The sequence below is a fragment of the Sphingobium sp. TomMM35A genome, from assembly GCF_054771735.1.
Window position 1 is genome coordinate 513,204 of the sequence record NZ_BSRC01000001.1, and the last position, 26,760, is coordinate 539,963.

A 26,760-nucleotide genomic window follows, 5' to 3' on the forward strand; every position below is an offset into this window, starting at 1 on the left:
TCCGCGGGCGCACGCACTCTATAAAGCGGCGGACGTGGCGGGGTAGGTCGCCGCAATCTCATAATGCGCGCCGCTCTGGGTCAAATGGCTTTCGAACAGGGCAAATTCATCTACCGTGAAAGGCGCGCTGGAGAGACCGGCATGATGGGTGATGAAGCCTTCCGTATCGCCGCCGCTTCGTCCGAAGCGCGCCAGGGTTATATGGGGCAGGTAGGCTCGTTCTTCTGCCGGGAAGCCTGCTGCGACGCAGACGCGGTCAATCTTCCGGTGAAGGTGTTGGAGAGCGTCGTGCGGCTGGACGCCTGCCCATAATATATGGGTGCGTCCCTTGCGATCGAACTGGCCGAGGCCCGCCAAGGAGAGCGCGAAGGGCGAAAAGCGAAGGGACGACAGCGCTTCCGCAAGGTCATTGGCGTGGTGGCGGTCGGCATCGCCTATGAAGCGCAACGTCAGGTGAAGTTGATCGTCATCCTGCCAGCGTGCTCCGGCAATGCCGCCCATCGACGACAGCAACCGCGTCCGAATGTCCTCCGGCGGGCGAATGGCGACGAACAGGCGGTGCATGTTACCGATATAGTGAGGCCTGGCCGGGGCGCCAGCGGACAAGCGTGCCGATGTGGCGCTATTCCTTCCCCGGAGCGTTGGCTCTTCCCTTGAATTGCCACTCATATGGGGCGATAATAGCGATATCGGCGAAAGTGCGCCGGCGAAGGAGACTATCTCATGGCCAATTGGTCTGACCCCCGATCGAATATTGCCGGTTTCGGCGGGGCGACAGTGGCGCGCGGCGAGGCTTTCGACGCTGGCCTGCGCAGCTACATGCTATCGGTTTACAATTATATGGCGAGCGGCGTGCTGCTGACCGGCATCGTCGCGATGCTGTTCGCGTCCAGCGGCTTTGCCTACCAGATCCTGGCTGGGCCGGGCATTCTAAAATATGTGATCATGCTCGCACCGCTTGCCTTCGTGATGGTGATGAGCTTCGGCATGAACCGGCTGTCGACGGTCGCCATGCAGGCTCTGTTCTGGGCCTATGCGGTGACGATGGGGCTTTCGCTCTCATCGGTCCTGCTGGTTTATACCGGTACGTCGGTGGCGCAGACCTTCTTCGCGACGGCTGCAGCCTTCGCGGGGCTCAGCCTGTGGGGCTACACGACGAAGAAGGATCTATCGGGCTTCGGCACCTTCCTGATCATGGGCGTGGTCGGCCTGCTGGTCGCATCGCTCATCAACCTGTTCCTGCGCTCTAGCGCGCTGGACATGGTGGTCAGCTTCATCGGTGTACTGCTGTTCGCAGGCCTCACCGCCTACGACACGCAGAAGATCAAGAGCATCTACGCCCATGTCGCAGGGACCGACATGATGGGCAAGTCGGTGGTGATGGGGGCGCTGAACCTCTATCTCGACTTCATCAACATGTTCCTGTTCCTGCTGCGCTTCATGGGCAATCGCGACTGATTGCACGCTCGCAGACGAACCGAAAAGGCCCGGAGGAGCGATCCGCCGGACCTTTTTCTATGGGGTATTTAATAGGGATCAGGATGACTTCTGCATCTGCGCAATGAGTGCGCCGTCCAGTTCCTTCTGCCGTTTGTAGGCCGGGCGTTCGCGCAGGCGGGCGGCATAGGCTTCGAAGGCTGGGCGGCTATCGATGGTGCCGAAGGTCAGGCCCCAGTCCACTTGAGAACCGACATAAACATCGGCGGCGGTGAACTGGTCGCCGCAGATCCATTGGCCGCCCGACACCGCCTTTTCCAGTGTGGTGACGGTCTGGCCATAGCTGCCATAGCCCATAGAGCGCTCCCGGCCTTCGGGCACAGTGAGGCCGAGCGACTTGTTGGAGACTGCTGCCTCTACGGGGCCAGCGGCGAAGAACAGCCAGCGATAATAGTCTGCCCGCTGATCGATGGGCGGGGCGAGACCGGCGTCCGGGAAAGCGTCGGCCAAGTAGGCGCAGATCGCGGCGGCTTCGGTCACGACCTTGCCCTTGTGTACGATGGCGGGAACCTTGCCCATTGGGTTGATGGCGAGATAGTCGGCCGCCTTCATCGTGCTGTCATAGTCGAGGATGGTCATGTCGTAGGATTGGCCAACCTCCTCCAGCATCCAGCGGGCGATTTGTCCGCGCGACATGGGGTTGGTGTAGAAGGCGATGTCTGTGGGCATGGGGTTCTCCCTTAAGTGCGTGAGAGGGAGAGTGCCGCAAGTCGAGGCTGTGGACTATCGGGAATTTTGGTTGGTGGTTGCCTCGGCTGCTGCGCTGGCCCACCCCCTGGCGCCCTTCCGCTTGCGGGAGGGGGGACAAGTTGATCCCGGCCTCTTTGCCCCCCCAAAAAAAAAGGGCGGCTTCAGGAGCCGCCCTTTCATCTCATCCGCTTCAGGCCGCTTACTTGGCCGGTTCGGCGGGCTTGGCCTTGCCACCCTTCTTGCCCTTCTTGGGGGCCGCCGGGATGATCTCGAAGGCGAGCGCCTCGTCCTTCAGCCGGACATGCACTTCACCGCCATGCACCAGCTTGCCGAACAGCAGTTCCTCGGCGAGCGGCTGCTTGATCTTTTCCTGCATCAGGCGGCCCATCGGGCGAGCACCGTAGAGCTTGTCATAGCCCTTCTTGGTGAGCCAGCCCTTCGCCTCGTCGTCCAGCGTGATGTGGACGTCGCGGTCGGCCAGTTGCAGTTCCAGCTGGAGCACGAACTTGTCGATGACCCGCGCCACGATCTCCGGCGGCAGATAGCCGAAGGGAACGATGGCATCGAGACGGTTGCGGAATTCCGGGGTGAAGAGCTTCTTCACCGCATCTTCCTGCACATCGTCGCGGGTCAGTTCGCCAAAGCCGATGCTTTCCTTCGCCATGTCCGACGCACCGGCATTGGTGGTCATGATGAGGATGGTGTTGCGGAAATCCACCGTCTTGCCATGGTGATCGGTCAAGCGGCCATTGTCCATCACCTGCAACAGGATGTTGAACAGGTCCGGATGCGCCTTTTCGATCTCGTCCAGCAGCAGCACGCTATGCGGATTCTGATCCACCGCATCGGTCAGCAGGCCGCCCTGATCATAGCCGACATAGCCCGGAGGGGCGCCGATCAGGCGGCTGACCGAGTGGCGTTCCATATATTCCGACATGTCGAACCGCTGGAGCGGAATGCCGAGCAGGTTGGCCAGCTGGCGCGCCACCTCCGTCTTGCCGACGCCGGTCGGGCCGGAGAAGAGATAGCTGCCGATCGGCTTTTCCGGATCGCGCAAGCCCGCCCGCGACAACTTGATCGCGGAGGACAGAACTTCGATCGCCCGGTTCTGGCCGAACACGACGCGCTTCAGATCCGTATCCAACGTCTCCAGCACCGACTTGTCGTCGGCCGAGACAGTCTTGGGAGGGATGCGGGCCATGGTCGCGATGACCTGCTCGATCTCCTTGGGCGTGATCGTCTTCTTGCGCTTCGACGGCACCACCAGCATCTGCATCGCGCCGACTTCGTCGATCACGTCGATCGCCTTGTCCGGCAGCTTGCGATCGTTGATGTAACGCGCCGACAGCTCCACCGCCGCCTTGATCGCGTCCGGGGTGTATTTGACGTTGTGATGTTCCTCAAAGGCGCTGCGCAGGCCCGCGAGAATCTTGACCGTGTCCTCGACCGAAGGTTCGTTGACGTCGATCTTCTGGAACCGGCGCAGCAGCGCGCGGTCCTTCTCGAAATGGTTGCGGAACTCCTTGTAGGTGGTGGAGCCGATGCAACGGATCGTGCCGCCTGACAGAGCGGGCTTCAGCAAGTTGGACGCATCCATCGCCCCGCCGCTGGTCGCGCCAGCGCCGATGACGGTGTGGATTTCATCGATGAAGAGGACCGCATGCGGCATCTTCTCAAGCTCGGTGACGACCGCCTTCAGCCGCTCCTCGAAATCACCGCGATAGCGCGTGCCCGCGAGCAGCGCGCCCATGTCGAGGGAATAGATCACGGCTTCCTTCAAGACGTCGGGAACCTCGCCCTCGACGATCTTGCGCGCCAGGCCTTCTGCGATAGCGGTCTTGCCGACGCCCGGATCGCCCACATAGAGCGGGTTGTTCTTCGACCGGCGGCACAGGATCTGGATCGTCCGGTCGACTTCGGCGCTGCGGCCGATCAGCGGGTCAACCTTGCCCCGCGTCGCCTTCTCATTGAGGTTGACCGTGAACTGCTCCAAGGCACTGTCCTTCTTGCCCTTGCTGTCCTGCGCCTTCTTTTCCTCCTCCTGAGAGCCCTTGGCGGCGCTCTGTTCAGGAGCGGCAGTACCCTTGCCGACGCCGTGGCTGATGTAGCTGACGGCATCCAGTCGGCTCATGTCCTGCTGCTGGAGGAAATAGACGGCGTAACTCTCCCTCTCGGAGAAAAGCGCGACGAGCACATTGGCTCCCGTCACTTCATCCTTTCCGGAAGATTGCACGTGCAGGATGGCGCGCTGAACCACGCGCTGGAAACCGCTGGTGGGGGAGGGGTCGCTTGATCCCTCCAGCTTCAGGCTGTCGAGTTCGCTGTCGAGATATTGGGTGACGGCGTCGCCCAGTTCGCCAAGCTCTACACCGCACGCCTGCATCACCTTCGAAGCATGCTCGTCATCGATCAGCGCGAGGAGCAGATGCTCCAGCGTCGCATATTCGTGGCGGCGCTCCGACGCATGGGTCAGCGCGTTGTGCAACGTGGTTTCAAGTGCGGGTGCGAAAGATGGCATTTCTATTCTACTCCTGAGCCCGCAAGAGGGGCTGTCTTGAACCATATGTCGGCATTACTCGACGGCGGATCAAGGAGGGGTCCCTGATCGCCGGAATTGCCAGACTGCCCGTGCCCGAAGAGACCCTGTTCAGGGCCGCAGGGGGCGGGGCGCGGGTTCATCGCTTGAATAACGCCTCGGCACTTGATTTGTGGTTAACGGCGCTTTCAATCTTTGATCTGGTGCGGGCGATTTCACCCTCCAGCGCCGCGATGCGCTCTTCCAGATCGGCAAGGGACAAGGGACCCAAATCCTGTCGAAGCAGTTGGGCCAGCGGATCATCAATCTTGCGAGGCAGATCGTCGTCCATGTCCATATATGCCAATGTTGACCCTCGCGGCGGCTCTGTCAATAAGGGGCTTGAGCCGCTGGCGAATTTCAGCTGCGGCTTGATGATGGGGCTGGGGGAACGTGATCATGGCGATTGAGGCGGCGTTGCCCCAGGAAATGATGGCGGTCGCCATTCCCGTTCCGGGCGGCCCTGAGGCGCTGGTGCCCGAACGCCGCCCTGTGCCGGTTCCGGCCGAGGAAGAGGTGCTGATCCAGGTGGCGGCGGCGGGCGTCAACCGGCCTGATGTCTTGCAGCGGCAAGGAAAATATCCGCCGCCGCCCGGCGCTTCGGACATTCCTGGGCTGGAAGTCGCCGGAACCATCGTCGCGGCTGGCGGCAGCGCCGGACGGCTGATCGGCCAGCGTGTCTGCGCCTTGCTGCCGGGGGGCGGCTATGCGGAATATGCGGTTGCGCCTGCCGGGCAGTGCCTGCCCGTTCCGGACAGCTATGACATTGTCGAGGCGGCGGCCTTGCCGGAGACGCTCTTCACCGTATGGACCAATTTGTTCGAGCGGGCCTATGTCGTCGGCGGCGACACGGTGCTGGTGCATGGCGGGACCAGCGGCATCGGCACCATGGCGATTTCGCTTTGCCGCCTGTTCGATATCACCATCATCGTCACTTGCGGCAGCAAAGCAAAATGCGAGCAGGCAAAGGCATGGGGCGCGGATCACGCCATCAATTATCGGGACCAGGACTTTGTCGAGGAGGTGAAGCGGATCACCGGCGGGCAGGGCGTGCAGGCCGTGCTGGACATGGTGGGCGGAGACTATGTGCCGCGCAATCTCCAATGCCTTGCCGAAGATGGGCGCCATGTATCCATCGCGGTGCTGGGCGGCGCCAAGGCGGAAATCTTCATTCCGGCGGTGATGTCCCGTCGCCTGACGCTGACCGGATCGACGTTGCGCCCTCGCTCCTCCGCCTTCAAGAGCCTGGTCGCCGATGAAATTGTCCGTGAGGTCTGGAGCTTCGTCCAGGAAGGCAGGCTGAGGCCGGCGATGGACCAGCGCGTCCCACTCGCCGAGGCGGCACGGGCTCATGCGCGGATGGATGCCGGGGAGCATTTCGGCAAGATCGTGCTGACCGTCTGACGCGGCGCCACAGTAGCAATTCCGTCACATTCGGTGCGGGATTGTAACATTGCCCGGCTAAGGATTCGGTCCCGAGGACAACAGCTCCAAAGGCCCGTTTCATGAATGCCATCACGCGCTTGCCCTTTCTGGCGGACATGGATGAAGGCGCGCGCAGCCTCGATACGCCAGAGCGTGCGGGGAAGCGCAAACGCTACCGCACCATCTGGATCTCCGATATCCATCTCGGCACGCGCGGCTGCAATGCCCGGATGCTGATCGACTTCCTCGACAGCGTCGATAGCGAGACAATGTATCTGGTCGGCGACATCATCGACGGCTGGAAATTGAAACGCCGCTTCTACTGGCCTGCCGCGCATAATGACGTGGTCTGGCGCATCATGAAGCGGGCCAAGCGCGGCACCCGCGTCGTCTACATTCCCGGCAATCATGACGAAATGTTCCGCCAATTCACCGGCCTCAGCTTCGGCGGCGTCGAAATCAGGCGCAAGGCGATCCATGAGACCGCCGATGGCCGCAAGCTTCTTGTGCTGCACGGGGACGAGTTCGATACCATCATGCTCGCCCATCGATGGCTCGCTTTCGTGGGGGACGCGGCCTACACGTTGCTGATGCGCCTGAACGTCGTGGTGAACGCCGTCCGCCAGCGTATGGGCATGCCCTATTGGTCGCTCAGCAAGACGGCCAAGCACAAGGTCAAGAATGCGGTCGAGTTCATCTCCCGCTTCGAGGAGGTCGTCGCGCATCAGGCGGGCACGCGCGGCGTCGATGGCGTGGTGTGCGGCCATATCCATAATGCCGAAATGCGCGAGATCGGCGGCATCCAATATTATAATGATGGCGATTGGGTGGAAGGCTGCACGGCGCTGGTTGAACATTTCGACGGCCGCATGGAGGTGCTGCACTGGGCCGATGAGGTTGCCGCGCGCACCGCCGCCACTGACGCGAAGATGGCCGCCTGATGCGCATCGTCATCGTGACCGACGCTTGGTCGCCCCAGGTGAACGGCGTCGTCCGGACGCTCCAGACCATCATGGCGGAGCTTGAGGCGCGGGGTCATGCCGTCAAGATCATCTCGCCCGACCTCTACGGTTCTTTCCCTTGCCCGACCTATCCGGAAATCCGGCTCGCATTCGTCCGATCAAGCGTCGTGGGCGAGGCGATCGCGGCCTTTCAGCCGGACGCGGTCCATATCGCGACCGAGGGGCCATTGTGTCTGGCTGCGCGGCGCTGGTGCCTGCGGGGCGGGGTGCCTTTCACCACGGCATATCACACGCATTTCCCCGACTATGTCTCGCGCCGGACAGGGCTGCCCGCCAGCTGGTTCTGGTCCTATATCCGCTGGTTCCATGGTCCTGCTCGGGCGGTGCTCGTCTCCACCGGATCGGTGCGGCAGCAGCTCCGCGCGCATGGCCTGGCGCAGGTGCGGCCGTGGGGCAGGGGCGTGGACCTTGCCGCCTTCACGCCCGAGGCAGAGCCGCCAGCGCTCTTCGCTAGCTTGCCGCGGCCCATCCAGCTCTATGTCGGCCGCGTCGCGATCGAGAAGAATCTCGAAGCCTTTCTCGGCAACGCGCATTCCGGCAGTAAGGTCGTCGTTGGGGATGGTCCCGCCCGGGCCCAGCTGGAAACCGCCTATCCGGACGCGCATTTTCTCGGTCCGCTGTTCGGGGCGGAGCTTGCCGGCGCTTATGCGGGGGCTGACGTGTTCGTCTTCCCCAGCCGCACCGACACGTTCGGCCTTGTCATGATAGAGGCGATGGCCTGCGGGACGCCCGTCGCCGCTTATCCCGTCAGCGGCCCGATCGACATCGTGACCCCGGCGAGTGGCGCGCTTTCCGATGATCTGGAGGACGCCATCGCCCTCGCGCTGCGTGGCGATCGTGCCGCCTGCGCCGCCCAAGGCCGACGCTTCAGCTGGGCACGCAGCGCCGACGAGTTTCTCACTGGCCTTCACTGCATCGATGCCGCCGCGAGAGACAGCGCGGCCTGACGCTTTTCCTTGCTCCACCGGGCTTCTTGCACTATCTCAGGACGGGCGTGGCCGCCCTGCTTGGGCGGCCCTTGTTGTTTTTAGTGCCGGAGAATCCTCGTGTCCCAGCCTCTCATGCCCCATGCGACCGCCAGTTGGCTGGTCGACAATACCGCGCTCGGCTTTGATCAGATCGCGGAATTTTGCGGGCTGCACATCCTGGAAGTACAGGCGATCGCCGATGACACGGCTGGCATCAAATATACCGGCCGCGATCCCGTTCGTGCCCATGAAATCACCATGGACGAAATCCACAAGGGTGAGGCGAACCCCGATTACCGTCTCAAGATGCTGAAGGGTCCCGAGCCGGTTCGCCGTACCAAGGGGCCGCGCTACACGCCGGTGTCGAAGCGTCAGGACAAGCCCGATGGCATCGCCTGGATCCTGCGCAACCATCCGGAAATCTCGGACGGCGCGATCGGCAAGCTGATCGGCACCACCCGCACCACGATCGCCGCGATCCGCGATCGCACGCACTGGAACATCTCCAACATCGTGCCCAAGGATCCGGTGACGCTCGGCCTCTGCTCACAGCGCGAACTGGATGCGCTGGTGACGAAGGCCGCGAAGAAGGCCGGTATTGAAGCGCCGACCGACTCCCGCCTGGATGGCGACCGCGAAGCGCTGATCGAAGAACTGCGCCGCGAGCGCGACGATGCCGCCCGCCGCGCCGAGGAAGCGTTGAAGAGCGAGTCCGACCTGATCTCGGGCGCCGCGACCATCCTCGACCCGTTCAGCAACAACCAGGGTCAGGTCTGATCCTCTTCTGACGCCCTGCTTTACGCTTGCGTAAAGCAGGGGTCCGGCTTACACCTGCCTTAATGGAGAGCAGCGAAGCGGTCTGGAAAGACCATTATAATCATCCCAATGCCTGGGATCAGTCCTTTCCCCCCCTGTCGATGGTCGACATGGTCGTCGCCAGCGCGAAGGCCAATCCCGACGCGGCGATGATCGATTTCCTCGGCCGCCACACAACCTATGGCGAGATGCTGCACGCCATCCGCCGCGTGGCCAGGGGCCTTCAGGACATGGGCGTGCGCAAGGGCGACCGGGTCGGCCTCTACCTTCCCAACGTCCCCCATTATGTCGCCGCCTATTATGGAGCGATGATGGCGGGGGCGATCGTCGTCAATTTCTCCCCCCTCTACACCGCCGCCGAACTGGAACATCAGGTCGAGGATAGCGGCACAAAGATCCTCTTCACGCTGTCCGCCAAGGCGCTGCTGCCGACCGCGCTGGAGGTGCTGGACAATAGCAGCCTGGAACGGCTCGTCGTCGGCTGCGTGGCGGAGGCCTTGCCCCCTGCCAAGTCGGTCCTCTTCCGCCTCTTCAAGCGCAAGGAGACGGCGCAGATCCCCCATGATCCGCGCATCACCAACTATGCCGACCTGTTGCGCCATGGCGAAGATCCGGCGGCTGTGGAGATCGATCCCGTCAACGATGTTGCCCTGCTGCAATATACCGGCGGCACCACGGGGCGGCCCAAAGGCGCGATGCTGACCCACCAGAATCTGACCGCCAACGCCCGCCAGATCCGCCTCATCGATCCCCACCCGGAGGCCGTCGATCGCATCATTGCGGTGCTGCCCTTCTTCCACGTCTTCGCCAACACCTGCGTCCTCAACCGCACGGTGCTGAACGGCGGAGAGATGGTCATGCTGCCCCGCTTCGAAGCCGTGCAGGTGCTCGCGGCGATCCAGCGGACCAGCCCCACATCGATGCCCGGCGTGCCCACCATGTTTCAGGCGCTGCTCGATCATCCGGCGACGCCCAATATCGATTTCTCCTCGCTGCGCCTCTGCATTTCGGGCGGCGCGCCATTGCCGCTGGAAGTCAAGCAGCGGTTCGAGGCTGCGACGGGCGCGAAGCTGGTCGAGGGCTATGGCCTTACCGAAAGCAGCCCCGTCGTCTGCTCCAATCCCTATGAAGGGCTGAACAAGTCAGGCACCGTGGGCCAGCCGATCCCCGGCACCCACGTCAAGCTGGTCGATCGCGAAGACCCGACCCGCCCGCCGCCCGCCGGAGAACCGGGCGAACTAGTCTTCGCCGGGCCGCAGATCATGAAGGGCTATTGGCAACGCCCCGACGCCGACAAGGACGTGTTTGTCGATGGCTGGCTCCGCACAGGCGATGTCGGCCTCATCGACGAAGACGGCTATGTAAAGATCGTCGACCGTTTGAAGGACATGATCGCCGTCGGCGGTTTCAAGGTGTTCCCAAGCCAGGTCGAAGCGGTGCTCTACCATCACCCCGCCGTCAAGGAAGCGCTGGTGATCGGCATCCCCGACGCCTATCGCGGCGAATGCCCCAAGGCGTTCGTCACGCTTCAGGAGGGCGCGGACATCGATGGGGAGGGCCTGAAAGCCTGGCTCAACCCCCAGCTCGGCAAGCATGAAAAGGTCTGCGAGGTCGAAATCCGCCTGAACCTGCCCAAGACGCTGGTCGGCAAATTGTCGCGCAAGGAACTGGTCGCCGAGGAACGGGCCAAGGCGCAGTCAGCGACGCGGCAGGCTGGAACCACTGCCTGACCGTCCCTATCTTGTGCGCCACACAGGATAAGGAACCAAGCGAATGGCCGAAGACATCGCGACGCTGGCAGGTGGCTGCTTCTGGTGCACCGAGGCGGTTTACCAAAATCTGAAAGGTGTCCGGTCAGTCGAGAGCGGCTATATCGGCGGCCAGCTGCCAAACCCGAGCTATGAGCAGGTCTGCTCCGGCGCGACCGGCCATGCCGAAGCGATCCGCATCGCCTATGATCCCGAGGAAATCTCCTATGGCGACTTGCTCGACATCTTCTTCGCCACCCATGATCCCACGACGCTGAACCGCCAGGGCAACGACATCGGCACCCAATATCGCTCGGCCATCTTCCCCCATTCGCCCGAGCAGGAAGCGGAAGCCAAGGCTGCGATCGCCCGCGCGCAACCGGATCATCGGAACTCGATCGTCACCACGATCGAGCCTGACGCGCCCTGGTATCCCGCCGAGGACTACCACCAGAAATATTGGAACCGCGTCGGCGATCGGAACCCCTATTGCATGGCGGTCATCCCCCCCAAGCTCGCCAAATTGCGCAAAGGCTTCGCCGAACGGATCGAAGGCTGATTACTGAAAATAGGCCCCTCCCTTCCAAGGGAGGGGGTGGGTAGCGAGCGCCAGCGAGCCGCTTCTTCCAACACCCTTCCCCGTTCGCCCTGAGCCTGTCGAAGGGCGTTCTTCCTTTTCTTAGAAGAACGAGGCTTCCACAGGCTCATCCCAGACGGGAATAGATTGGAAACCCTAAAAGCGCTTAGGCTAAGGTTAATCCAGACCATGCCATGCCCGCAGCAGTTCACAGGGGAATATCCATGCGCCCATTCATGACGATCGCCGCAGCCGCTATCATGCTTACGCTGCCGGGCTGCATCGCAAAGACGGCGCTCGACGTTGCCACGCTGCCGGTCCGCGCCGGGGCGCAGGCCGCCGACTGGGCGACCACCAGCCAGGAAGAGTCCGACCGCAACTACGGCCGCCGCATGCGCAAGCAAGAGGCACGCGAAGCCCGCGAACGCAAGGAAGCCGAAGAACAACGCCGCCGCGAATGTAAACGCGCTGGCTATCGGGATTGTTATTGAGCGCGCAGGTACGGACGTAGGCGATTTGCGAAGCCAACCGTCAGTAACAGAGTCCGTCCAATCTACATCACTCACCCCGTTCGGGCTGAGCTTGTCGAAGCCCTTCCCTTCTAAGAAAGTAGAACCCTTCGACAGGCTCAGGGCGAACGGATTTGGAATGGAGCATCTAAGGCACTAAGCCAACAATCCTCTGCGCCTCTGCACGAATCCAAAAACTCTATGATCGCCGGATCAAGCCGCCGCCCGCCGCAACCGATCATTGATCGCCACCCCGATCCCTTCGTCCGGGATGGGCGCCACCGCGATATGCGACGCAGCACTCGCATCGGCCACATGCAAAGCCGCGAACAGGTTGGCCGCCGCTTCCTGCACATCGGCATCGGGGCTGAGGTTCAGATTGCACGGCATCAGGCCAAAGCCGATCAGATATTCATCCTTCTCCGCCCGCAGGGCGTTCAGCCGCACCGGCTTGGACGGCGCATAATGGCTTTCCAGCTGTCCCGGAGCTTCGATCCTGGCCTTCTCCGCCCCGACCTCCACCGGAAGCCCGCTCGCTTCCTCCAGCATCGCCGCCGTCACCGGTCCAGGCCGCAGCAGCCGGATGCGATCTTCCTCGGGCGCCGCGATCGTCGATTCCAGCCCCTCGCTTGTCGGCCCTTCGTCCAGGATCAGCCGCACCTTGCCGTTGAGGCTGGCCAGCACATGCTCCGCCCGCGTCGGGCTGATCGCGCCGCTGCGATTGGCGGACGGCGCGGCAAGCGGCCGGTGGCTTTCCCGGATCAGCGCCCGCATCGCCGGGTGCGCGGGCAGGCGCAACGCCACGGTCGGCAGGCCCGCCGTCACCAGCGATGACAGGCCGCTTCCCTCGCGCACCGGCAGCACCATGGTCAGCGCGCCGGGCCAGAAGCGCGATGCCAGCCGGTCCGCCACTGGCGAAAAGACGGCAAGCCGCTCCGCCATCTCCTGGTCCGCGACATGGACGATCAGCGGGTTGAAGCTTGGCCGCCCCTTGGCGCTGTAGATTGCCGCGACCGCGCTATCGTCCGTCGCATCGGCGGCGAGCCCATAGACCGTCTCGGTCGGCACCGCGACCGGCTCGCCCGCGCGGATCAGCAAGGCCGCCTCGCGCAGGGCTTCGGTGCCATAGCGGCAGATGCGGGTGGAATAGACAGGATTTGGGATGGTCACGGCCCCCGCGGTATAAGCCCCTGCGACGTGGAGTAAAAGTCCATTACTACAGAAGAATGACAGGCCCGTTCGCCTTGCCGGGGCGGGGCAGGGGGGCTAAGCCCGCCGCATGACCGACGATATCCTCAGCCGCATTGCCAGCGCGCTTGAGCGCATGGCACCGCCGCCCGCGCCCTCGGCGGACCTCAGCGCCGCATCCGCCTATGTCTGGGATGGCAGCGCGATCCAGGCTGTCGACGCGTTCGAGCCAGTCAATTACGACCTCCTGACCGGCATCGACGCGCAAAAGGCGACGCTGCTCGAAAACACCCGCCGCCACGCCGCGCACCATGCCGCGCATGACGTGCTGCTCTGGGGGGCGCGCGGGACGGGCAAGTCCGCCGTGGTCGCGGCCGTCGTCGACCGGCTCCAGCGGGAAGGGGCGGACATCGCCCTGCTGCAATGCGCGATCGATGAACTGGCCAGCCTGCCGCGCCTCTTTTCGCTCCTGCGCACGACGCAGCGGCCTTTCATCCTCTTCCTCGACGACCTCGGCTTTGACGAAGGCGGCGTCGGTGACGCACGCGCGCTGCGCTCCCTGCTTCAGGGCGGGACGGCGGCGCGGCCCGCCAATGTCCGCCTCTACGTCACCTCCAACCGCCGCCACATCGTTCCGCGCCACCTTTCCGAGCAGGATGACCCCGTCAATCCGCGCGACGTGATCGATGACAAGATGGCGCTGTCCGACCGCTTCGGCCTCAGCCTCGGCTTTCACGCCATCGACCAGCAGGCCTATGTCGACATAGTCACCGGCTATGCCGACAGCCTCGGCCTCAGCTTCGACCCGCTCGAAGCGATTCAGTGGGCGACGCAGCGCGGCAGCCGGTCGGGCCGCGTCGCCTGGCAATATGTGGTGGAGCTGGCAGGCCGCAACGGCCGCGCGCTTTGATCCCTTGTTTGCCGATTTCCTAACCAGCACTCGGTTTCGAGCGCTTGGAAATCGTCCATGATCATGTTTTGAATGATCGTCACCCCGGACTTGATCCGGGGTCCCGCTTCTTATCTGAGGCCGCCCGGGCAGCGGGACCCCGGGTCAAGCCCGGGGCGACGGAAAAGGAGCCTTGATGCGGATGCGCCCGCGTAATGCGATCACGGCCTCAATCACTTGCCCCCAGTCACCCGCCAGATCACGCCGCCGACATCGTCGCTGACCAGTAGCGCGCCCTTCGCGTCGCCAGCGACGTCGACCGGCCGCCCTCGCGCGTTACCGTCCGCATCCAGAAAGCCGGTCAGCACGTCTACAGGCTTGGCCTTGCTCACTTCGCCATTGGCGGCGAAGGGCACGAAGACCACTTTGTAACCCGCCGCAGGCTTGCGGTTCCAGCTGCCGTGCAGTCCGACAAAGGCTCCGTTCGCGAACGCGCCGCCGATCTTCACCTTGCCGGCAAAGGCCAGCCCCAGCGGCGCGACATGATTGCCCAGCGCATAGTCGGGACGCTTGGTATATTCGCGCACTTCGGGCCGCTGCGGCTGGACGCGGCGGTCTTCGTAACCGCCCCAATAATTCCACGGCCAGCCATAAAAGCCGCCGAACTCGATCCGGGTCAGATAGTCGGGCACCAGGTCGCTGCCCAGCATGTCGCGCTCATTCACGACACCCCACAGCGCGCCGCTCTTGGGCTCGAATGCCAGCCCGACCGGATTGCGCAGGCCCGAAGCATAGATGCGATAGTCGCCGGTCCTGGGATTGACCTCCAGCACCGCCGCCCGGTTTGCTTCGCCTTCCAGACCGTCTTCGGCGATATTGCTGTTGGACCCGACGCCGACATAGAGCAGCCCCGTCGGGCCAGCCGTCAGGCTCTTGGTCCAGTGCATGTTCGGCGCATTGGCGGGAAGGTTCAGGATCTTGCGCCCCTTGGCGGTGATCCGCGTCTCGCCCTCCTTATAGGGGAAGGCCATCAGCGCGTCGGTATTGGCGACGTAGAGCGTCCCATCGACCAGCGCCATGCCATAGGGCGAATTGAGCCCGGTCAGGAACGGCGTCTTCACCTCCGCGCGTCCGTCGCCATCGGCGTCGCGCAGCAAGGTGATGCGATTGGCCGAAGGCACGCCCGCGCCCGCCTTGTTCATCAGGTAATTCATCACCCGATCGACCAGCCCACCGGAAGGACGGGGCGGGCTGTTCGTCTCGGCCACCAAAATATCGCCATTGGGCAGCACCAGCATCGATCGCGGATGCGCGAGCCCGTCGGCAAAGCGCGCGACGGCAAGGCCCTTGGCCGCCACCGGCTTTTCGCCCGCCGTCCACACCTTCACTTCAGCGACGTTGATCGTAGGGATGAGTTCGCTGCGAGGAGCGGTGAACACCGGCTCCTTGCCCATATCGGCGCCCGCCGCCAGCTTCGCCTTATCCCCTTGCGCCAGATAGAAAATGACGCCCCCAGCGATCAGCAGGAGGATAAGGGTGATGGCGATCAGATGCTTCTTCATGGCGCTTGTCTATGCTGCCGCAACGCGCGCCGCAAGGCGTGCTATCGGTCCCGTTCGCGCAGCCACAGCAGCAGCGCGATCACGCCGCCCAGCGCCGCGCCCGCCAGCAGCCCCGCGCTCGGCTGGCCCATCATGCCGCCGATGATCGCGCCGCCCAGGATCAGCAGCGCGATGATGGCGCCCGCGCCGGTCGGATTCTTCTTGCCATTGGTCATCGCCACCGCCCTTGCCACGGCCTGCGGGCCAAGGCCAGCGCTTTGCTCACCGGCCCGCCATGGCACATGCCCGTCCCGATCCAGCACAACTGTACCGCGACGGGACTTGGCTAACGGACCATTCACCCTCGTAACCCGCCGCAGCCCGTCAAAGCATCAAACTGGCACGGCCCTTGAACCCGTGCCTCCCATCGGGGTGAGTTTTTCAAGGGGTTCCCATGCAGTTGCCATATCTGTCCGGCCGCAAAAGCTATGAGGATGCGGCGGAACTGATGGCGGCCTTTGGTGACAATGCGGGCTATGAAGCGGCAGCGCGCGCAGACCGCAGCCGCGACCTTGGCAACTACATCCATTTCTGCCACTGGCGCCAGATCGAGCGGCTGATCGTGCTGCTCGCGCACGACATGCCGCTCGGCACGGTTCACTAAGCGCCGGGGTTCAGAGCCGCAGCCCGGCCGTCTCCGGCAATCCCGCCAGGATGTTGAGGTTCTGCACCGCAGCACCCGCCGCACCCTTGCCCAGATTGTCGAGCGCCGCCACCAGCCGCACCTGACCCGCATCGTCATTGCCGAAAACGAACAGCGCCAGCCGATCCGTCGCACCGACATGCTCGATCGCGACCTGGCCCAGACCCGCGCTTTCCTCCAGCGAAGCGACGCTCACGATCGGCGATCCCGCATAAGCATCCGCCAGCGTCGCATGAATGTCCGCGACCTTGGGCGCGCCCGCCATTGCGCGCAGCTGCAAGGGCACCTCGACGATCATGCCGCGATAGGCGTTAGCCACCGCAGGCGCAAAGATCGGTGGATGCGACAGCCCCGAATAGCGCAGCATTTCCGGTATATGCTTGTGCGTCAGGCTAAGCCCATAGGGCCGGAAAGCGCTGGGAGTGCCGCCTTCGCCCTCATATTCCGCGATCATCGCCTTGCCGCCGCCGGAATAGCCCGACGCGCCCGACACCGTCACCGGCCAGTCTGCTGGCAGCAGTCCGCCCAGCACCAGCGGCCGCACCAGCGCCAGGAAGCCGGTCGGCCAGCAGCCCGGGTTGGACACGAACCGCGCTTTTGCCAGCTTTTCCCGATGACCCGGCTCCAGCTCGGCAAAACCATAGGTCCACCCATCCGCCACGCGATGAGCGGTGGACGCATCGATCACGCGCGTGCGGTCATTGTCGATCAAGGCCACCGCTTCGCGCGCGGCGTCATCAGGCAGGCACAGGATCACGATATCGGCGGCGTTCAAAGCCTCCCGCCGTGCCGCCGCATCCTTGCGCTTGTCTTCGTCCAGCGTGATGAAGGACAGTTCAGGCCGTCCGGCAAGCCGCTCGACAATCTCAAGCCCGGTGGTGCCGACCCCGCCATCGATGAAAATCTTGTGAGTCACGCGCCGATCCTCCGCCGCGAAATAATGGGTTCTGCATGATCATCCGCCAGCCGGGCGACCACGTCGGCCAAGGGTTCGACCACCACGGCCATCCAATGCGCATTGGCATGCAGCAGATTGTCGCCGTCCGTCATGATGCCGACATGGCCGGGGAAGAAGACGAAGTCGCCCCGCCTCAACGGCTCGTCGGAGGGCAGGGGGTCGCCAATGCCCTCGCGCTGCAAATCTGTGTCGCGCGGCGCCTTGATCCCGCACTGGCCAAGCGCGACCTGGACAAGCCCCGAACAGTCGATGCCGCGATGGCCGCGCCCGCCCCACACATAGGGCTGGCCCAGATAGCGCAGCGCCACCGCGACCCAATCGCTTTCCAGAACTTCGGCGCCCACGGCATGGCGCTCATGCACATATCCTTCGGCGCAGGCGACGAAGCCGCCCTCCGCCTTGCCCGTGAAAAGCGCGCCGCCCGGCCAATAGTCGCGAATGGGCGACTTGATATCGGCCGCGCTGAACAGGGGCGCTGTACCAGCGAACACCCGATGATCGGTCTGTTCGTGCACGTCCAGGGCGTCGCGCCGCACATAGCCGACATAGCCGTCATGCCCGCAAAAGCCCCAGGCCCAGTCGGTCGTGACGTCCAGCGCATGAAAGCTTTCGCCGCGCAGCAATTCGCTTACCGCAGTCGCGGTAACCGTCGCTGAGGCAAGGACCGGCGTTCCCGCCGCGACGCAGGTCAGTTCGATCGAGCGGGCGTAATGGGCTGAAAACAGCACCCCTGCCAACGACAAGTCGGCAAGATCGCCGCGCGCGGCATGGATGCGGCTGTCCAGCTTGACGGAGCGGCCGTCCAGTTTGAACCGGATGCGTTCAGGCGGTGCGTTCCGCAGAGTTGAAGTCGTGGCGTTCATCGCGGCCGGTTCCTGCGATGAAATGGTGAAACGCGTCAAGGAATTCCGCCCCTTTGGGGGTCCGGGTGATGAAAATATTGCGCCGGTCGGCCGCATCCCGCTCCCGGCGAAGATATCCGAGCGCGGAAAGCTTGTTCAGCGCCCGGGTAATCACTGGCTTCGACACATGCAGCGCTTCCGCGAGTCCCCTGACCGTATGCGGCCCGGAACTGATGTACACGGTCATCATCAGCGCCATTTGCCGATTGGTGAGGTCGGGCCTGCCGGATCGCACATAATCGACCAGTGTGCGCATCCATTGGCCGAGTTGTTTCAGACCGGGGCGGTTGAGCTCAGAGCTCTGATCATGTGCAGAGGCGGCATCCATGCCCCCGTAACGCATAATGCACAATCCGGTTGCGTAACGGCCTCATGCCACAGGATCATTTCCGCCCTGATTTTTCATAACGTTGTTCCAGCATGCGGAAAACGGCGCGCACGCCCAATGCCTCACCACCCTTGGGCCGCCCCGGCTTTGGCGACGGCCGCCAGGCGAAGGTGTCGAGATGAATCCATTTCGCCTTGTCCGGCACGAACCGCTTCAGGAACAGCGCGGCAGTGATCGCGCCAGCAAAGCCGCCTTCGCCCGCATTGTTGATGTCGGCGATATCCGACTTCAGCATGTCGGCATAGCCATCCCATAATGGCAGGCGCCAGCTTGGGTCGTCCACTTCGCTGCCCGCCGCGTCCATCTCTGCCGCCAAGGCATCATCATTGGTGAAGAGGGCAGGGAGGTCGGGTCCCACCGCGACGCGCGCCGCGCCCGTCAGCGTGGCATAATCGATGACAAGCTCCGGATCATCCTCGCCCGCCAGCGTCAGTGCGTCCGCCAGCACCAGCCGTCCCTCCGCATCGGTATTACCGATTTCCACCGTCAGCCCCTTGCGGCTGCGCAATATGTCGCCGGGGCGGAAGGCGTTCGCGCCCACCGCATTTTCCGCCGCCGGGATCAGCACATGCAACTGCACCGGCAGGCGCGCGACCATAATGAGCTTGGCGAGCGCCAGCGCGTGCGCAGCACCGCCCATATCCTTCTTCATCAGGCGCATGGCCGATGACGGCTTGATGTCCAGTCCGCCGCTGTCGAAGCAGATGCCCTTGCCGACGATGGCGACGCGGGGATGCTTGGGATCGCCCCAGCGCAGTTCGATCAGGCGCGGGGCAAACTCCTTGCCCGCCGCCCGCCCCACGGCATGGATCATCGGAAAGCCCTGCTCCAGCGGGTCGCCCTTCGTCACCGTGAAGCGCGCGCCAAAGCTTTCCGCGACCTTCGCCGCTTCCTCCTCCAGTTGCGCAGGCCCCATGTCGCCCGCCGGAATATTGACGAGGTCGCGCACCAGCGCCACCGCCTCCGCCAGCCTTACCGCCGCGTCGATCTGCGCGACCTCGCCGGTCAGCAGCACGCGCGGCCCAGCGGCATTGTCGTCGCGGCGATAGCGGTCGAACCTGTATTGCGCCGTCAGCCAGCCAAGCATGGCTGGCCCGGCCGTCCCCTCCGCCAACCGATATTGCCCCTCGGGCAATGTGTCCGCCAGCTTGGCGAGGCACCAGCTGCTGAGTTTCGACCTGTTCGCGACCCCCGCGACCACCGACCAGTCCGAAAGCTCGTCGCCCGGAATGATCGCAAGCTCATATCCCTTGCCCGCGAATTTCTGGGCGGCAACGATGGCGCGCACTCGCTGCGGCTGGGCGGAAAGCCAGCTTTCGAAGCTTTCCGCATCGACGATCTGGATCATATGGGCGGGCTGGTTGTTATCTGCTTTCAGCAGGTCGGAATAATCGGTCATGGGCAGGGTTCTGGACAAGGAAGGCAGGGTTGGAAAGCCCCATTTTCGCCGCGCTGCCGTCTCCATCTGCCCCCGCCATGTTTGCGCCCCGGGCGCGAAAGGCCTAGATTGATGTCAACGCTAACTGGCAAGGAGAGAGACATGGTTATGCATGGCGATGATGCGCGGCAGCAGGCGCTCCGTGCACGTGCCTATCAACTGGCGGAAAGCGGAAGGTTCGACGGCGCGCATGCGGTCGAACAGGCCCTGATCGCGGAAGGCTGGCCGAACGCCTCCGCCGCTCTTCAGAGCAGCTATGCCCGAAAGGCGATCAGCGAGCGCTGTCTGGCGGCCAAGCCGCATTGATGCAGCAATCGATGATGCGAAAGAAGGCGGGGCCGGTCGCAGGACTGGCCCTCTTTCTCTGTGCCTGCACCCCGACCGCCAGTGATCAGCCGGAGGGGCGCGCCGACAAGGGTGAAGATGCCGCTACGGCAAACTTCCTCAACCGCATGGCAGGCGCGGAACAACCCAAGCCGCCGTCCGAGCCTTTCCAGCAGGCTGAAAAGACCGATCTGCTGGAGTTTCTCTACGCCTGGCCCGCCGAGGCGTCTGCCGTGCCGCAGATCACCGCCAAGTTGCGCAAGGATATGGAAAGCGGCAAGGTGGACGCGCTCAAGATGGCTGCGGACGACCGGAAATCGGCGCAGCAGTCCGGCTTTCCCTTCCACGCGCATAGTCTGGAGACGCGCTGGACCGTCGCGGCCGATACGCCGCGCTTCCTGTCGCTTCGCTCCAGCCGCTACACCTATACGGGCGGCGCGCATGGCATGACGGGCTATGACGTGCTGCTGTGGGACAAGGCGCGCAAGCGGGAAACCAGCGTGAACGCGCTCATGACCTCACCCGCCGCCTTTGCCGAAGCCATCCGCACGTCCTTCTGCGACGGCCTGGACAAGGCCCGCGCGAAAAAGCGGGGAGGGCCGATCATGCGCGGCGATGATCCTTTCACCCAATGTATCGATCCGATGAAGGAAGTGCTCGTCCCCACATCTCGCGGCGGCAAGCTGATCGACCGGATCGTCGTCGTCGTCGGCCCGTACAGCGCGGGCCCCTATTCGGAAGGAACCTATGAAGTCCCGCTGGCCGTAGACGCAGCCATGCGGAAGGCGATCAAGACCGAATATCAGAACGCGTTCGCGGGAGGCTGAGCAACCACCTGCGTCGCACGGAAAGAACGCCCCCACCTCCGTTCGCCCTGAGCCTGTCGAAGGGCCTACTTCCTTCAGGAAGAAGAGCGCCCTTCGACTGCCTGCTTGCAGCTGGCTCTCAGGACAGGCTTCGACAGGCTCAGCCCGGACGGACGAGAGGTTCAGATCAAAGGCACTTTGCTCTAACCGACCGAAGCCTTCGGCCAAGCGTTTCTAAGCCACCGGCGCGCCATAAAGATCATGCTCGTCGGCATCCTCGATCACCACATCCAGGATGTCGCCAGCTTTCACCCCTTCACCAACATCGCGCAGGAACACATTGCCGTCGATCTCCGGCGCATCCGACTGGCTCCGCGCGGTCGCGCCGACCGAACCATCCTCGTCCGGCTCGCCGACCTCGTCGATGATCACCGGCAGCACGCGCCCGACCTTCGCCTGCAACTTGGCGGCCGAGATCGCGGCGGTCTTCTCCATGATCCGCTGATAGCGCTCTTCCTTGACCTCTTCCGGCACCGCACCCGGCAAGTCATTGGCTGCCGCTCCTTCCACCGGCTCGAACCGGAACGCGCCCACACGGTCCAGCTGCGCCTCGTCCAGCCAGTCCAGCAGATATTGGAAGTCCGCCTCCGTCTCGCCGGGGAAGCCGACGACGAAGCTCGAACGGATCGCGATGTCCGGGCAGATGCCCCGCCACTTGCGGATGCGGTCGAGCACCTTCGCCTCGTTGGCGGGCCGCTTCATCGCCTTCAGGACGGTGGGCGATGCGTGCTGGAACGGAATGTCGAGATAGGGCGTCAACAGCCCCTCGGCCATCAGCGGAATGACCTGATCCACATGCGGATAGGGGTAGACATAGTGCAGCCGCACCCACGGCGCCACGCCCTCGCTCGTCCGCAACTGGCCCAATTCACGCGCCAAGTCGGTCATATGCGCGCGCACCTCGCGGCCCTTCCACTGGCGCGGATCATGCCGCGTATCCACGCCATAGGCCGACGTATCTTGGCTGATCACCAGCAGTTCCTTCGTCCCCGCCGCGACCAGCTTCTCCGCCTCGCGCAGCACCGCATCGATCCTGCGGGACACCAGGTCGCCCCGGATCGAGGGGATGATGCAGAAGGAGCAGCGGTGGTTGCAGCCTTCCGAAATCTTGAGGTAGCTGTAGTGACGCGGCGTCAGCTTCAGCCCGCCTTCGGGCACCAGGTCGACAAAGGCATTGGGCACCGGCGGCGACGCGTCATGCACCGCATTCACCACCTGCTCATATTGATGCGCACCCGTAACGGCCAGCACCTGCGGAAATTTCTGGCGGATCAATTCCGCCTCGTCGCCCATGCAGCCCGTCACGATGACGCGGCCGTTCTCCGCGATCGCCTCGCCGATCGCCTCCAGCGACTCTTCCTTGGCGGAATCGAGGAAACCGCATGTATTCACCAGCACCACATCCGCCCCGGCATAGTCGGCGGACATCAGATAGCCGTCAGACCGCAGCTTGGTCAGGATGCGCTCGGAATCGACGAGGTTCTTCGGACAGCCGAGCGACACCATGCCGACCTTCGGCGCTTCAGGAATTTTGGTTGCCATGATCGGCGCGCACATAGGGATTTTCGCGCCAAATGTCACGCCCGCGCGAAAGATCAGCCGGGGCCGGGCGCCTCACCCACGCCATGCCCTTGAACAATCTCGATGATAAGGTCGCCGGGCTCCAGCCTTTGCGCGCCCTCTTCCCAAAAGCCGATGACCCGCTCGCCACGATAGATGCGCACGCCCAGCCCGGTGCGGATTGCCGAGAGCGGCCCGCCGATCTCCTCCGCCACGGCCGGGCGTTCATGCAGTTTCACCGCGCCGCCGGACGCCGCCAGGTCCGCCATATAGTCCGCGATATGCCGCCCGCTCGTGCTCCCCGCCAGCAGCAGCCCGGCAAAGCTCACCGGGTTGATCACCGTCGTCGCGCCAGCCTGCCGCGCGGGCAGCTCATTATCCTCGTTCCGCACGACGATGCTGATCGGCAGCCGAGGGGCGAGATGCCGCGCCGTCAGCGTGATCAGGATCGACGTATCGTCCCGCCCGGCCGACACGATCATGGATCGCGCCCGATCGATCGCCACGTCCTTCAGCGTCTTGTCCCGCGTCGAATCGCCGCACATCACGTTGCAGCCCAGATCCTCCGCCTCCACCAGCGGCTTTTCCTGCGGATCGACCACCACGATCTCGCGCGGATCGACGCCCCGTGCCAGCAGTTCCCGCACCGCCTCGCTCCCGCTGGTGCCGAAACCGGTGACGATGATGTGATTATGCAGATCGGCCTGAATGCGAGCCATGCGCCACCTGTAGAAGATGTTGCGGAAAAAGAGATTATAGGCCGTCCCCAGAAAGATCAGCCATACGAACAGCCGGATCGGCGTCACCAGCAGCGCCTCGAACAGCCGCGCTTCCGGGCTCACCGGCACGATGTCGCCATAGCCGACCGTGGTCACGGTGACGGTCGTGAAATAGAGCACGTCAACGAAGCTGATCTGGTCGTCCAGATTGTCCTTCAGCCCGTCGCGCCCGACCCAGTGGATCAGCAGCACCAGCGCGATCAGCCCGAACACCAATCCCACCCGCCAGGCAAGATCGGCCCATACCGGCATGGAGGACCGCCGCCGCAGGAACCCGGTCTGCGCCAGGGGAGGGCGGGCGGGGTTGATCCTCATCGCGGGCGCCGGTCGCCCCTCACGCCTCGAACAGCCGCGCCGTCGCCGCCATCGCCCCATCCTGCGTCAGGTCATAATGGAGCGGCGTTACGGTTACATAGCCTTCCGCGATCGCGGCCAGATCACTGCCCTCCGGCACCGAGGAACTGCTGCCAAGCCCGAACCAATAATAACGATAGCCGCGCGGATCGGTCCCCTCCACGATATGCGTGCGATCAACGTCATGGAAACCCTGCCGCACCACGCGAATGCCCTTCACCGCATCGGCGTCGATCGCGGGGAAGTTGACGTTGAACAGCAGGCGGGGGCTCGCGGGCATGCCGACCAGCGGCCGCAGCACCTTTTCGCCCCAGGCCCGTGCAGCGGCAAAGGGCACTGCATCGCCCATCCCCTCGCGCGCATAGACCTGGCTCAGCGCAATCGACTTGATGCCGGAAATCGCCCCCTCCATCGCGGCGGACACCGTGCCCGAATAGGTGACGTCCTCGGCCAGATTGGCCCCGCGATTGACGCCCGACAGCAACAGGTCGGGCTTGGCATCCTTCATCAGGTGCCCGACCGCCATCATCACCGCATCGGTCGGCGTGCCGGTGACGCTATAATGTTTCTCGCCATGCTGCCGGATGCGCAGCGGCCGGGTCAGCGTCAGGCTGTGCCCCGCGCCCGACTGCTCCTCGGCAGGCGCGACGATCCAGATATCGTCCGACAGCGTCCGCGCAATCTCCTCCAGCACCTTGAGGCCGGGCGCATGCACCCCATCATCATTGGTCAGCAGGATGCGCATGCGGACTCCTCAACCCTTATTTCTACCGTCAGCCCAGCGAAAGCTGGGTTCTCAGGAGAGATCGCGCCAAGCCGCCCGAGATCCCGGCCTTCGCTCGGGTGACGAGTGAACGCGGGAAAGCTCAACGTGGCTCCAGCTTGTCAATCCCACCCATATAAGGCTTCAACACCTCAGGCACGATCACGCTGCCATCTTCCTGCTGGTAATTTTCCAGCACCGCGACCAGCGTCCGACCCACGGCGAGCCCCGACCCGTTCAGCGTATGCAGGAAGCGCGTCTGCTTCTCGCCCTCCGGCTTGAACCGCGCATTCATCCTCCGCGCCTGGAAATCGCCGCAGTTGGAAATGGAGCTGATCTCGCGATAGGTCTGCTGGCTCGGCAACCAAACTTCGAGATCATAGGTTTTCGCCGCCGCAAAGCCCATGTCGCCGGTGCACAGCAGCACCTTGCGATAGGGCAGGCCCAGCGCCTGCAACACGCCTTCGGCCGCCGCGCACATGCGTTCATGTTCGGCCTCTGATTCTTCGGGCTTGCAGATCGCGACCAGTTCCACCTTCTCGAACTGATGCTGGCGGATGAAGCCGCGCGTGTCGCGTCCCGCCGATCCCGCTTCCGACCGGAAACAGGGGGTCAGCGCCGTCAACCGCATCGGCAGGCTCGCGACATCGACAATCTGCTCGCGCACCAGATTGGTGAGGGAGACTTCGGCGGTCGGGATCAGCCAGCGGCCATCGGTCGTGCGGAACAGGTCCTCGGCGAATTTTGGCAGCTGCCCCGTGCCGAACAGCGCTTCGTCCCGCACCAGCAGCGGCGGGTTCACTTCCTCATAGCCGTTCTCGCCCGACTGGCGATCCAGCATGAACTGCGCCAACGCCCGGTGGAGCCGCGCCATCTGCCCACGCAACGCCGCAAAGCGCGCACCCGAAAGCGCCGCTGCGCCCTCGAAATCCAGCCCCAGCGCCGGACCGAAGTCGGCATGATCCTGCGGCGCAAAGTCGAACGCGCGCGGCTCACCCCAGCGGCTGACCTCGACATTCTCTGCCTCGTCCGCGCCCTCGGGCACATCTGCGGCTGGCAGGTTGGGAATGGCCGCCAGCAGCGCGTGCAGCTTCTCGCTCACCTCCCGGTCTTCATTCTCCAGCGCGGGCATGCTTTCCTTCAGCGCCGCGACTTCGGCCTTCAGCGTCTCGGCCTTCTCCATGTCCTTGGCCGCCATGGCCGCGCCGATGGCCTTGCTCGCCTCATTCCGGCGCGCCTGGCCCTGCTGCAATTCGGTCTTGATCGCCCGGCTGCGCTCATCCAGCGCCAATATGTCCGCGCTTGAAGCGGCAAACCCCCTACGGCCAAGGCCGGCGTCGAAAGCTGCGGGATTTTCGCGGATGAAACGGATGTCGTGCATGGGTCAGCCCTATGCCGTTCCGCGATCAGCTGCGCAACCCTGCGCGCTCCCGTCCGTTAGGGACTGCAAGACATAAGGAAAGGAGCCGCTGATGTGGATCGATCATGACGCAATGGTGCTGGTGGCCGATGGTCGCAAGATGCTGTTCTTCCGGAACAAGGGCGACCGCATGGCGCCAAATCTGGAAGCGGAAACAGTGAAGGTTCAGGAAAATCCCGCAGATCGCGATCAATCCACCGATCTGGCGGGGAAAGCGCCATCGATCATTGGTGGTCAGGCGACCATGGGCAAGACCGACTATCATGAACAGGAAGAGGCGCGCTTCGCCGTCGAAGCGGCTGACATGCTCAAGCGTCGCGCGCTCGCCAATGATTTCGAAAAGCTGATCATCGTCGCCCCGCCGAGCGCGCTCGGCGAGATGCGCAAACATTATCACAAGGAAGTGCAGAGCCGCCTGGTGGGCGAAATCGCCAAGGATCTTTCCAACCATCCGGTTCCGGAAATCGAAAAGATCATCGCCCAGAGTTGAGCTTGCCAACGAAAATAGGGGCGGCCCCCCACAAGCCGCCCCTTCTGCACGCCCCCGCGTGAAAGGCTGAAATGGCCGGATCCGGGCAGCTAACGCCCACCTTCAGCTCCGGTAGATCTTAGCTCCAGCCCCTGTCTCCGTTCGGGCTGAGCCTGTCTAAGCCCGTCCTGAGCGCCTTCTGCAAGCAGGCAGTCGAACGGGCCCTCTGCTCCTTTCCAAACGGCCAAGCCTGGTCAAGAAGGCACAGGCTCGTCGATACCCAAAGCTTCAGTCCCGCTTCGCCTTCCGCTCGGCAAAGCGCCGCCGCGCGACCAACGCGACCGCGCCCGCGCCGAACAGCAGCACCATCGGCGGCGCAGGCACATCATGC

General features: G+C 63.9%; 29 protein-coding genes. 13 read left to right on the top strand and 16 right to left on the bottom strand.

The genetic code is table 11. From position 1 onward, the window contains the following. Positions 1–18 precede the first annotated feature (18 nt). Positions 19–564, bottom strand: a complete 546-nt coding sequence (gene thpR / locus ACYU8T_RS02600; RefSeq protein WP_461158425.1) for an RNA 2',3'-cyclic phosphodiesterase — start codon at positions 562–564, stop codon at positions 19–21. A 159-nt stretch (positions 565–723) separates the two neighbouring features. On the opposite strand from thpR, the gene ACYU8T_RS02605 reads away from it, so the two are divergent. Next, the gene (locus ACYU8T_RS02605) at positions 724–1,458 is read left to right on the top strand and encodes a Bax inhibitor-1/YccA family protein (RefSeq protein WP_201513415.1); all 735 of its coding nucleotides are present in this window, start codon (positions 724–726) and stop codon (positions 1,456–1,458) included. A gap of 78 nt (positions 1,459–1,536) precedes the next feature. Here the strand turns inward: ACYU8T_RS02605 and ACYU8T_RS02610 are convergent, their stop codons facing one another. From ACYU8T_RS02610 to ACYU8T_RS02620, 3 genes are all read right to left on the bottom strand, one after another. Then, positions 1,537–2,166: a glutathione S-transferase family protein gene (locus ACYU8T_RS02610; RefSeq protein WP_461158426.1), complete on the bottom strand. Its 630-nt coding sequence runs from the start codon at positions 2,164–2,166 to the stop codon at positions 1,537–1,539. 220 nt (positions 2,167–2,386) lie between these two features. After that, positions 2,387–4,705, bottom strand: a complete 2,319-nt coding sequence (gene clpA / locus ACYU8T_RS02615) for an ATP-dependent Clp protease ATP-binding subunit ClpA (RefSeq protein WP_201513417.1) — start codon at positions 4,703–4,705, stop codon at positions 2,387–2,389. A gap of 157 nt (positions 4,706–4,862) precedes the next feature. Beyond that, a complete protein-coding gene (locus tag ACYU8T_RS02620; RefSeq protein WP_097091141.1) occupies positions 4,863–5,060 on the bottom strand; it encodes a DUF1192 domain-containing protein in 198 nt (65 codons plus the stop codon). 101 nt (positions 5,061–5,161) lie between these two features. Here ACYU8T_RS02620 and ACYU8T_RS02625 point away from each other — a divergent pair, with 101 nt between their 5' ends. From ACYU8T_RS02625 to ACYU8T_RS02655, 7 genes are all read left to right on the top strand, one after another. Next, on the top strand, positions 5,162–6,166 hold the full coding sequence (locus ACYU8T_RS02625; RefSeq protein ID WP_461158427.1) for an NAD(P)H-quinone oxidoreductase: 1,005 nt from the start codon (positions 5,162–5,164) through the stop codon (positions 6,164–6,166). A gap of 101 nt (positions 6,167–6,267) precedes the next feature. Beyond that, positions 6,268–7,128, top strand: a complete 861-nt coding sequence (locus tag ACYU8T_RS02630; RefSeq protein WP_461158428.1) for a UDP-2,3-diacylglucosamine diphosphatase — start codon at positions 6,268–6,270, stop codon at positions 7,126–7,128. Continuing rightward, positions 7,128–8,156 carry a glycosyltransferase family 4 protein gene (locus ACYU8T_RS02635; protein ID WP_201513420.1) on the top strand — a complete coding sequence of 343 codons (1,029 nt, stop codon included), beginning with the start codon at positions 7,128–7,130 and terminating at the stop codon, positions 8,154–8,156. Before ACYU8T_RS02630 ends, ACYU8T_RS02635 begins: the two co-directional genes overlap by 1 nt. Positions 8,157–8,270: 114 nt before the next feature. Continuing rightward, complete coding sequence (locus tag ACYU8T_RS02640) at positions 8,271–8,954, top strand: DUF1013 domain-containing protein (protein WP_097091145.1); 684 nt, start codon at positions 8,271–8,273, stop codon at positions 8,952–8,954. 62 nt (positions 8,955–9,016) lie between these two features. Beyond that, positions 9,017–10,723 (top strand): long-chain-fatty-acid--CoA ligase, encoded by a 1,707-nt coding sequence (locus tag ACYU8T_RS02645; protein ID WP_461158429.1) that lies wholly within the window; start codon positions 9,017–9,019, stop codon positions 10,721–10,723. A 43-nt stretch (positions 10,724–10,766) separates the two neighbouring features. Further along, positions 10,767–11,300: a peptide-methionine (S)-S-oxide reductase MsrA gene (gene msrA / locus ACYU8T_RS02650; RefSeq protein WP_461158430.1), complete on the top strand. Its 534-nt coding sequence runs from the start codon at positions 10,767–10,769 to the stop codon at positions 11,298–11,300. A 242-nt stretch (positions 11,301–11,542) separates the two neighbouring features. Continuing rightward, entirely contained in the window at positions 11,543–11,809 is a 267-nt protein-coding gene (locus ACYU8T_RS02655; protein ID WP_236574897.1) for a hypothetical protein, read from the top strand. Positions 11,810–12,040: 231 nt separating this feature from the next. Here ACYU8T_RS02655 and ACYU8T_RS02660 read toward each other — a convergent pair whose 3' ends face one another. After that, positions 12,041–12,997, bottom strand: coding sequence for an L-threonylcarbamoyladenylate synthase (locus tag ACYU8T_RS02660; RefSeq protein WP_461158431.1), 957 nt, complete (start codon positions 12,995–12,997; stop codon positions 12,041–12,043). A 109-nt stretch (positions 12,998–13,106) separates the two neighbouring features. Here ACYU8T_RS02660 and ACYU8T_RS02665 point away from each other — a divergent pair, with 109 nt between their 5' ends. After that, positions 13,107–13,925, top strand: a complete 819-nt coding sequence (locus ACYU8T_RS02665) for an ATP-binding protein (protein ID WP_461158432.1) — start codon at positions 13,107–13,109, stop codon at positions 13,923–13,925. Between the two features lie 212 nt (positions 13,926–14,137). Here ACYU8T_RS02665 and ACYU8T_RS02670 read toward each other — a convergent pair whose 3' ends face one another. Together ACYU8T_RS02670 and ACYU8T_RS02675 are read right to left on the bottom strand one after the other, a co-directional pair. Then, positions 14,138–15,466, bottom strand: a complete 1,329-nt coding sequence (locus ACYU8T_RS02670; RefSeq protein ID WP_461158433.1) for a PQQ-dependent sugar dehydrogenase — start codon at positions 15,464–15,466, stop codon at positions 14,138–14,140. Positions 15,467–15,507: 41 nt separating this feature from the next. After that, complete coding sequence (locus tag ACYU8T_RS02675; protein ID WP_461159817.1) at positions 15,508–15,807, bottom strand: hypothetical protein; 300 nt, start codon at positions 15,805–15,807, stop codon at positions 15,508–15,510. 92 nt (positions 15,808–15,899) lie between these two features. On the opposite strand from ACYU8T_RS02675, the gene ACYU8T_RS02680 reads away from it, so the two are divergent. Further along, the gene (locus tag ACYU8T_RS02680) at positions 15,900–16,109 is read left to right on the top strand and encodes a hypothetical protein (RefSeq protein WP_176502176.1); all 210 of its coding nucleotides are present in this window, start codon (positions 15,900–15,902) and stop codon (positions 16,107–16,109) included. A gap of 10 nt (positions 16,110–16,119) precedes the next feature. Here ACYU8T_RS02680 and argC read toward each other — a convergent pair whose 3' ends face one another. From argC to ACYU8T_RS02700, 4 genes are read right to left on the bottom strand one after another with little or no spacing between them, the layout of a single operon-like run. Beyond that, positions 16,120–17,064, bottom strand: a complete 945-nt coding sequence (gene argC / locus ACYU8T_RS02685) for an N-acetyl-gamma-glutamyl-phosphate reductase (protein ID WP_461158434.1) — start codon at positions 17,062–17,064, stop codon at positions 16,120–16,122. After that, positions 17,061–17,969, bottom strand: coding sequence for a C40 family peptidase (locus ACYU8T_RS02690; protein WP_461158435.1), 909 nt, complete (start codon positions 17,967–17,969; stop codon positions 17,061–17,063). The genes argC and ACYU8T_RS02690 overlap by 4 nt, the downstream gene beginning before the upstream one ends. Further along, the gene (locus ACYU8T_RS02695) at positions 17,929–18,336 is read right to left on the bottom strand and encodes a MarR family transcriptional regulator (RefSeq protein ID WP_461159727.1); all 408 of its coding nucleotides are present in this window, start codon (positions 18,334–18,336) and stop codon (positions 17,929–17,931) included. Before ACYU8T_RS02695 ends, ACYU8T_RS02690 begins: the two co-directional genes overlap by 41 nt. A 55-nt stretch (positions 18,337–18,391) precedes the next feature. Continuing rightward, on the bottom strand, positions 18,392–19,795 hold the full coding sequence (locus tag ACYU8T_RS02700) for a leucyl aminopeptidase family protein (RefSeq protein WP_461158436.1): 1,404 nt from the start codon (positions 19,793–19,795) through the stop codon (positions 18,392–18,394). Between the two features lie 141 nt (positions 19,796–19,936). Here ACYU8T_RS02700 and ACYU8T_RS02705 point away from each other — a divergent pair, with 141 nt between their 5' ends. Both ACYU8T_RS02705 and ACYU8T_RS02710 read left to right on the top strand, forming a co-directional pair. Further along, positions 19,937–20,140 carry a hypothetical protein gene (locus ACYU8T_RS02705; protein WP_201513430.1) on the top strand — a complete coding sequence of 68 codons (204 nt, stop codon included), beginning with the start codon at positions 19,937–19,939 and terminating at the stop codon, positions 20,138–20,140. Between the two features lie 11 nt (positions 20,141–20,151). Then, the gene (locus tag ACYU8T_RS02710; protein ID WP_461158437.1) at positions 20,152–20,985 is read left to right on the top strand and encodes a DUF4163 domain-containing protein; all 834 of its coding nucleotides are present in this window, start codon (positions 20,152–20,154) and stop codon (positions 20,983–20,985) included. Positions 20,986–21,198: 213 nt separating this feature from the next. On the opposite strand, the gene rimO is transcribed toward ACYU8T_RS02710, so the two are convergent. The 4 genes from rimO to serS all read right to left on the bottom strand — a co-directional run bounded on the left by rimO (position 21,199) and on the right by serS (position 25,861). After that, on the bottom strand, positions 21,199–22,581 hold the full coding sequence (rimO, locus tag ACYU8T_RS02715; protein ID WP_461158438.1) for a 30S ribosomal protein S12 methylthiotransferase RimO: 1,383 nt from the start codon (positions 22,579–22,581) through the stop codon (positions 21,199–21,201). A gap of 38 nt (positions 22,582–22,619) precedes the next feature. Further along, the gene (locus tag ACYU8T_RS02720) at positions 22,620–23,678 is read right to left on the bottom strand and encodes a potassium channel family protein (RefSeq protein WP_201513433.1); all 1,059 of its coding nucleotides are present in this window, start codon (positions 23,676–23,678) and stop codon (positions 22,620–22,622) included. A 19-nt stretch (positions 23,679–23,697) separates the two neighbouring features. Beyond that, a complete protein-coding gene (gene surE / locus ACYU8T_RS02725) occupies positions 23,698–24,462 on the bottom strand; it encodes a 5'/3'-nucleotidase SurE (RefSeq protein WP_461158439.1) in 765 nt (254 codons plus the stop codon). A gap of 121 nt (positions 24,463–24,583) precedes the next feature. Continuing rightward, the gene (gene serS / locus ACYU8T_RS02730; RefSeq protein WP_461158440.1) at positions 24,584–25,861 is read right to left on the bottom strand and encodes a serine--tRNA ligase; all 1,278 of its coding nucleotides are present in this window, start codon (positions 25,859–25,861) and stop codon (positions 24,584–24,586) included. 91 nt (positions 25,862–25,952) lie between these two features. Between serS and ACYU8T_RS02735 the strand changes: the two genes are divergently transcribed. Continuing rightward, entirely contained in the window at positions 25,953–26,390 is a 438-nt protein-coding gene (locus ACYU8T_RS02735) for a host attachment family protein (RefSeq protein ID WP_097091161.1), read from the top strand. Between the two features lie 267 nt (positions 26,391–26,657). On the opposite strand, the gene ACYU8T_RS02740 is transcribed toward ACYU8T_RS02735, so the two are convergent. Then, complete coding sequence (locus ACYU8T_RS02740; protein WP_141397805.1) at positions 26,658–26,753, bottom strand: PEP-CTERM sorting domain-containing protein; 96 nt, start codon at positions 26,751–26,753, stop codon at positions 26,658–26,660. Positions 26,754–26,760 lie beyond the last annotated feature (7 nt).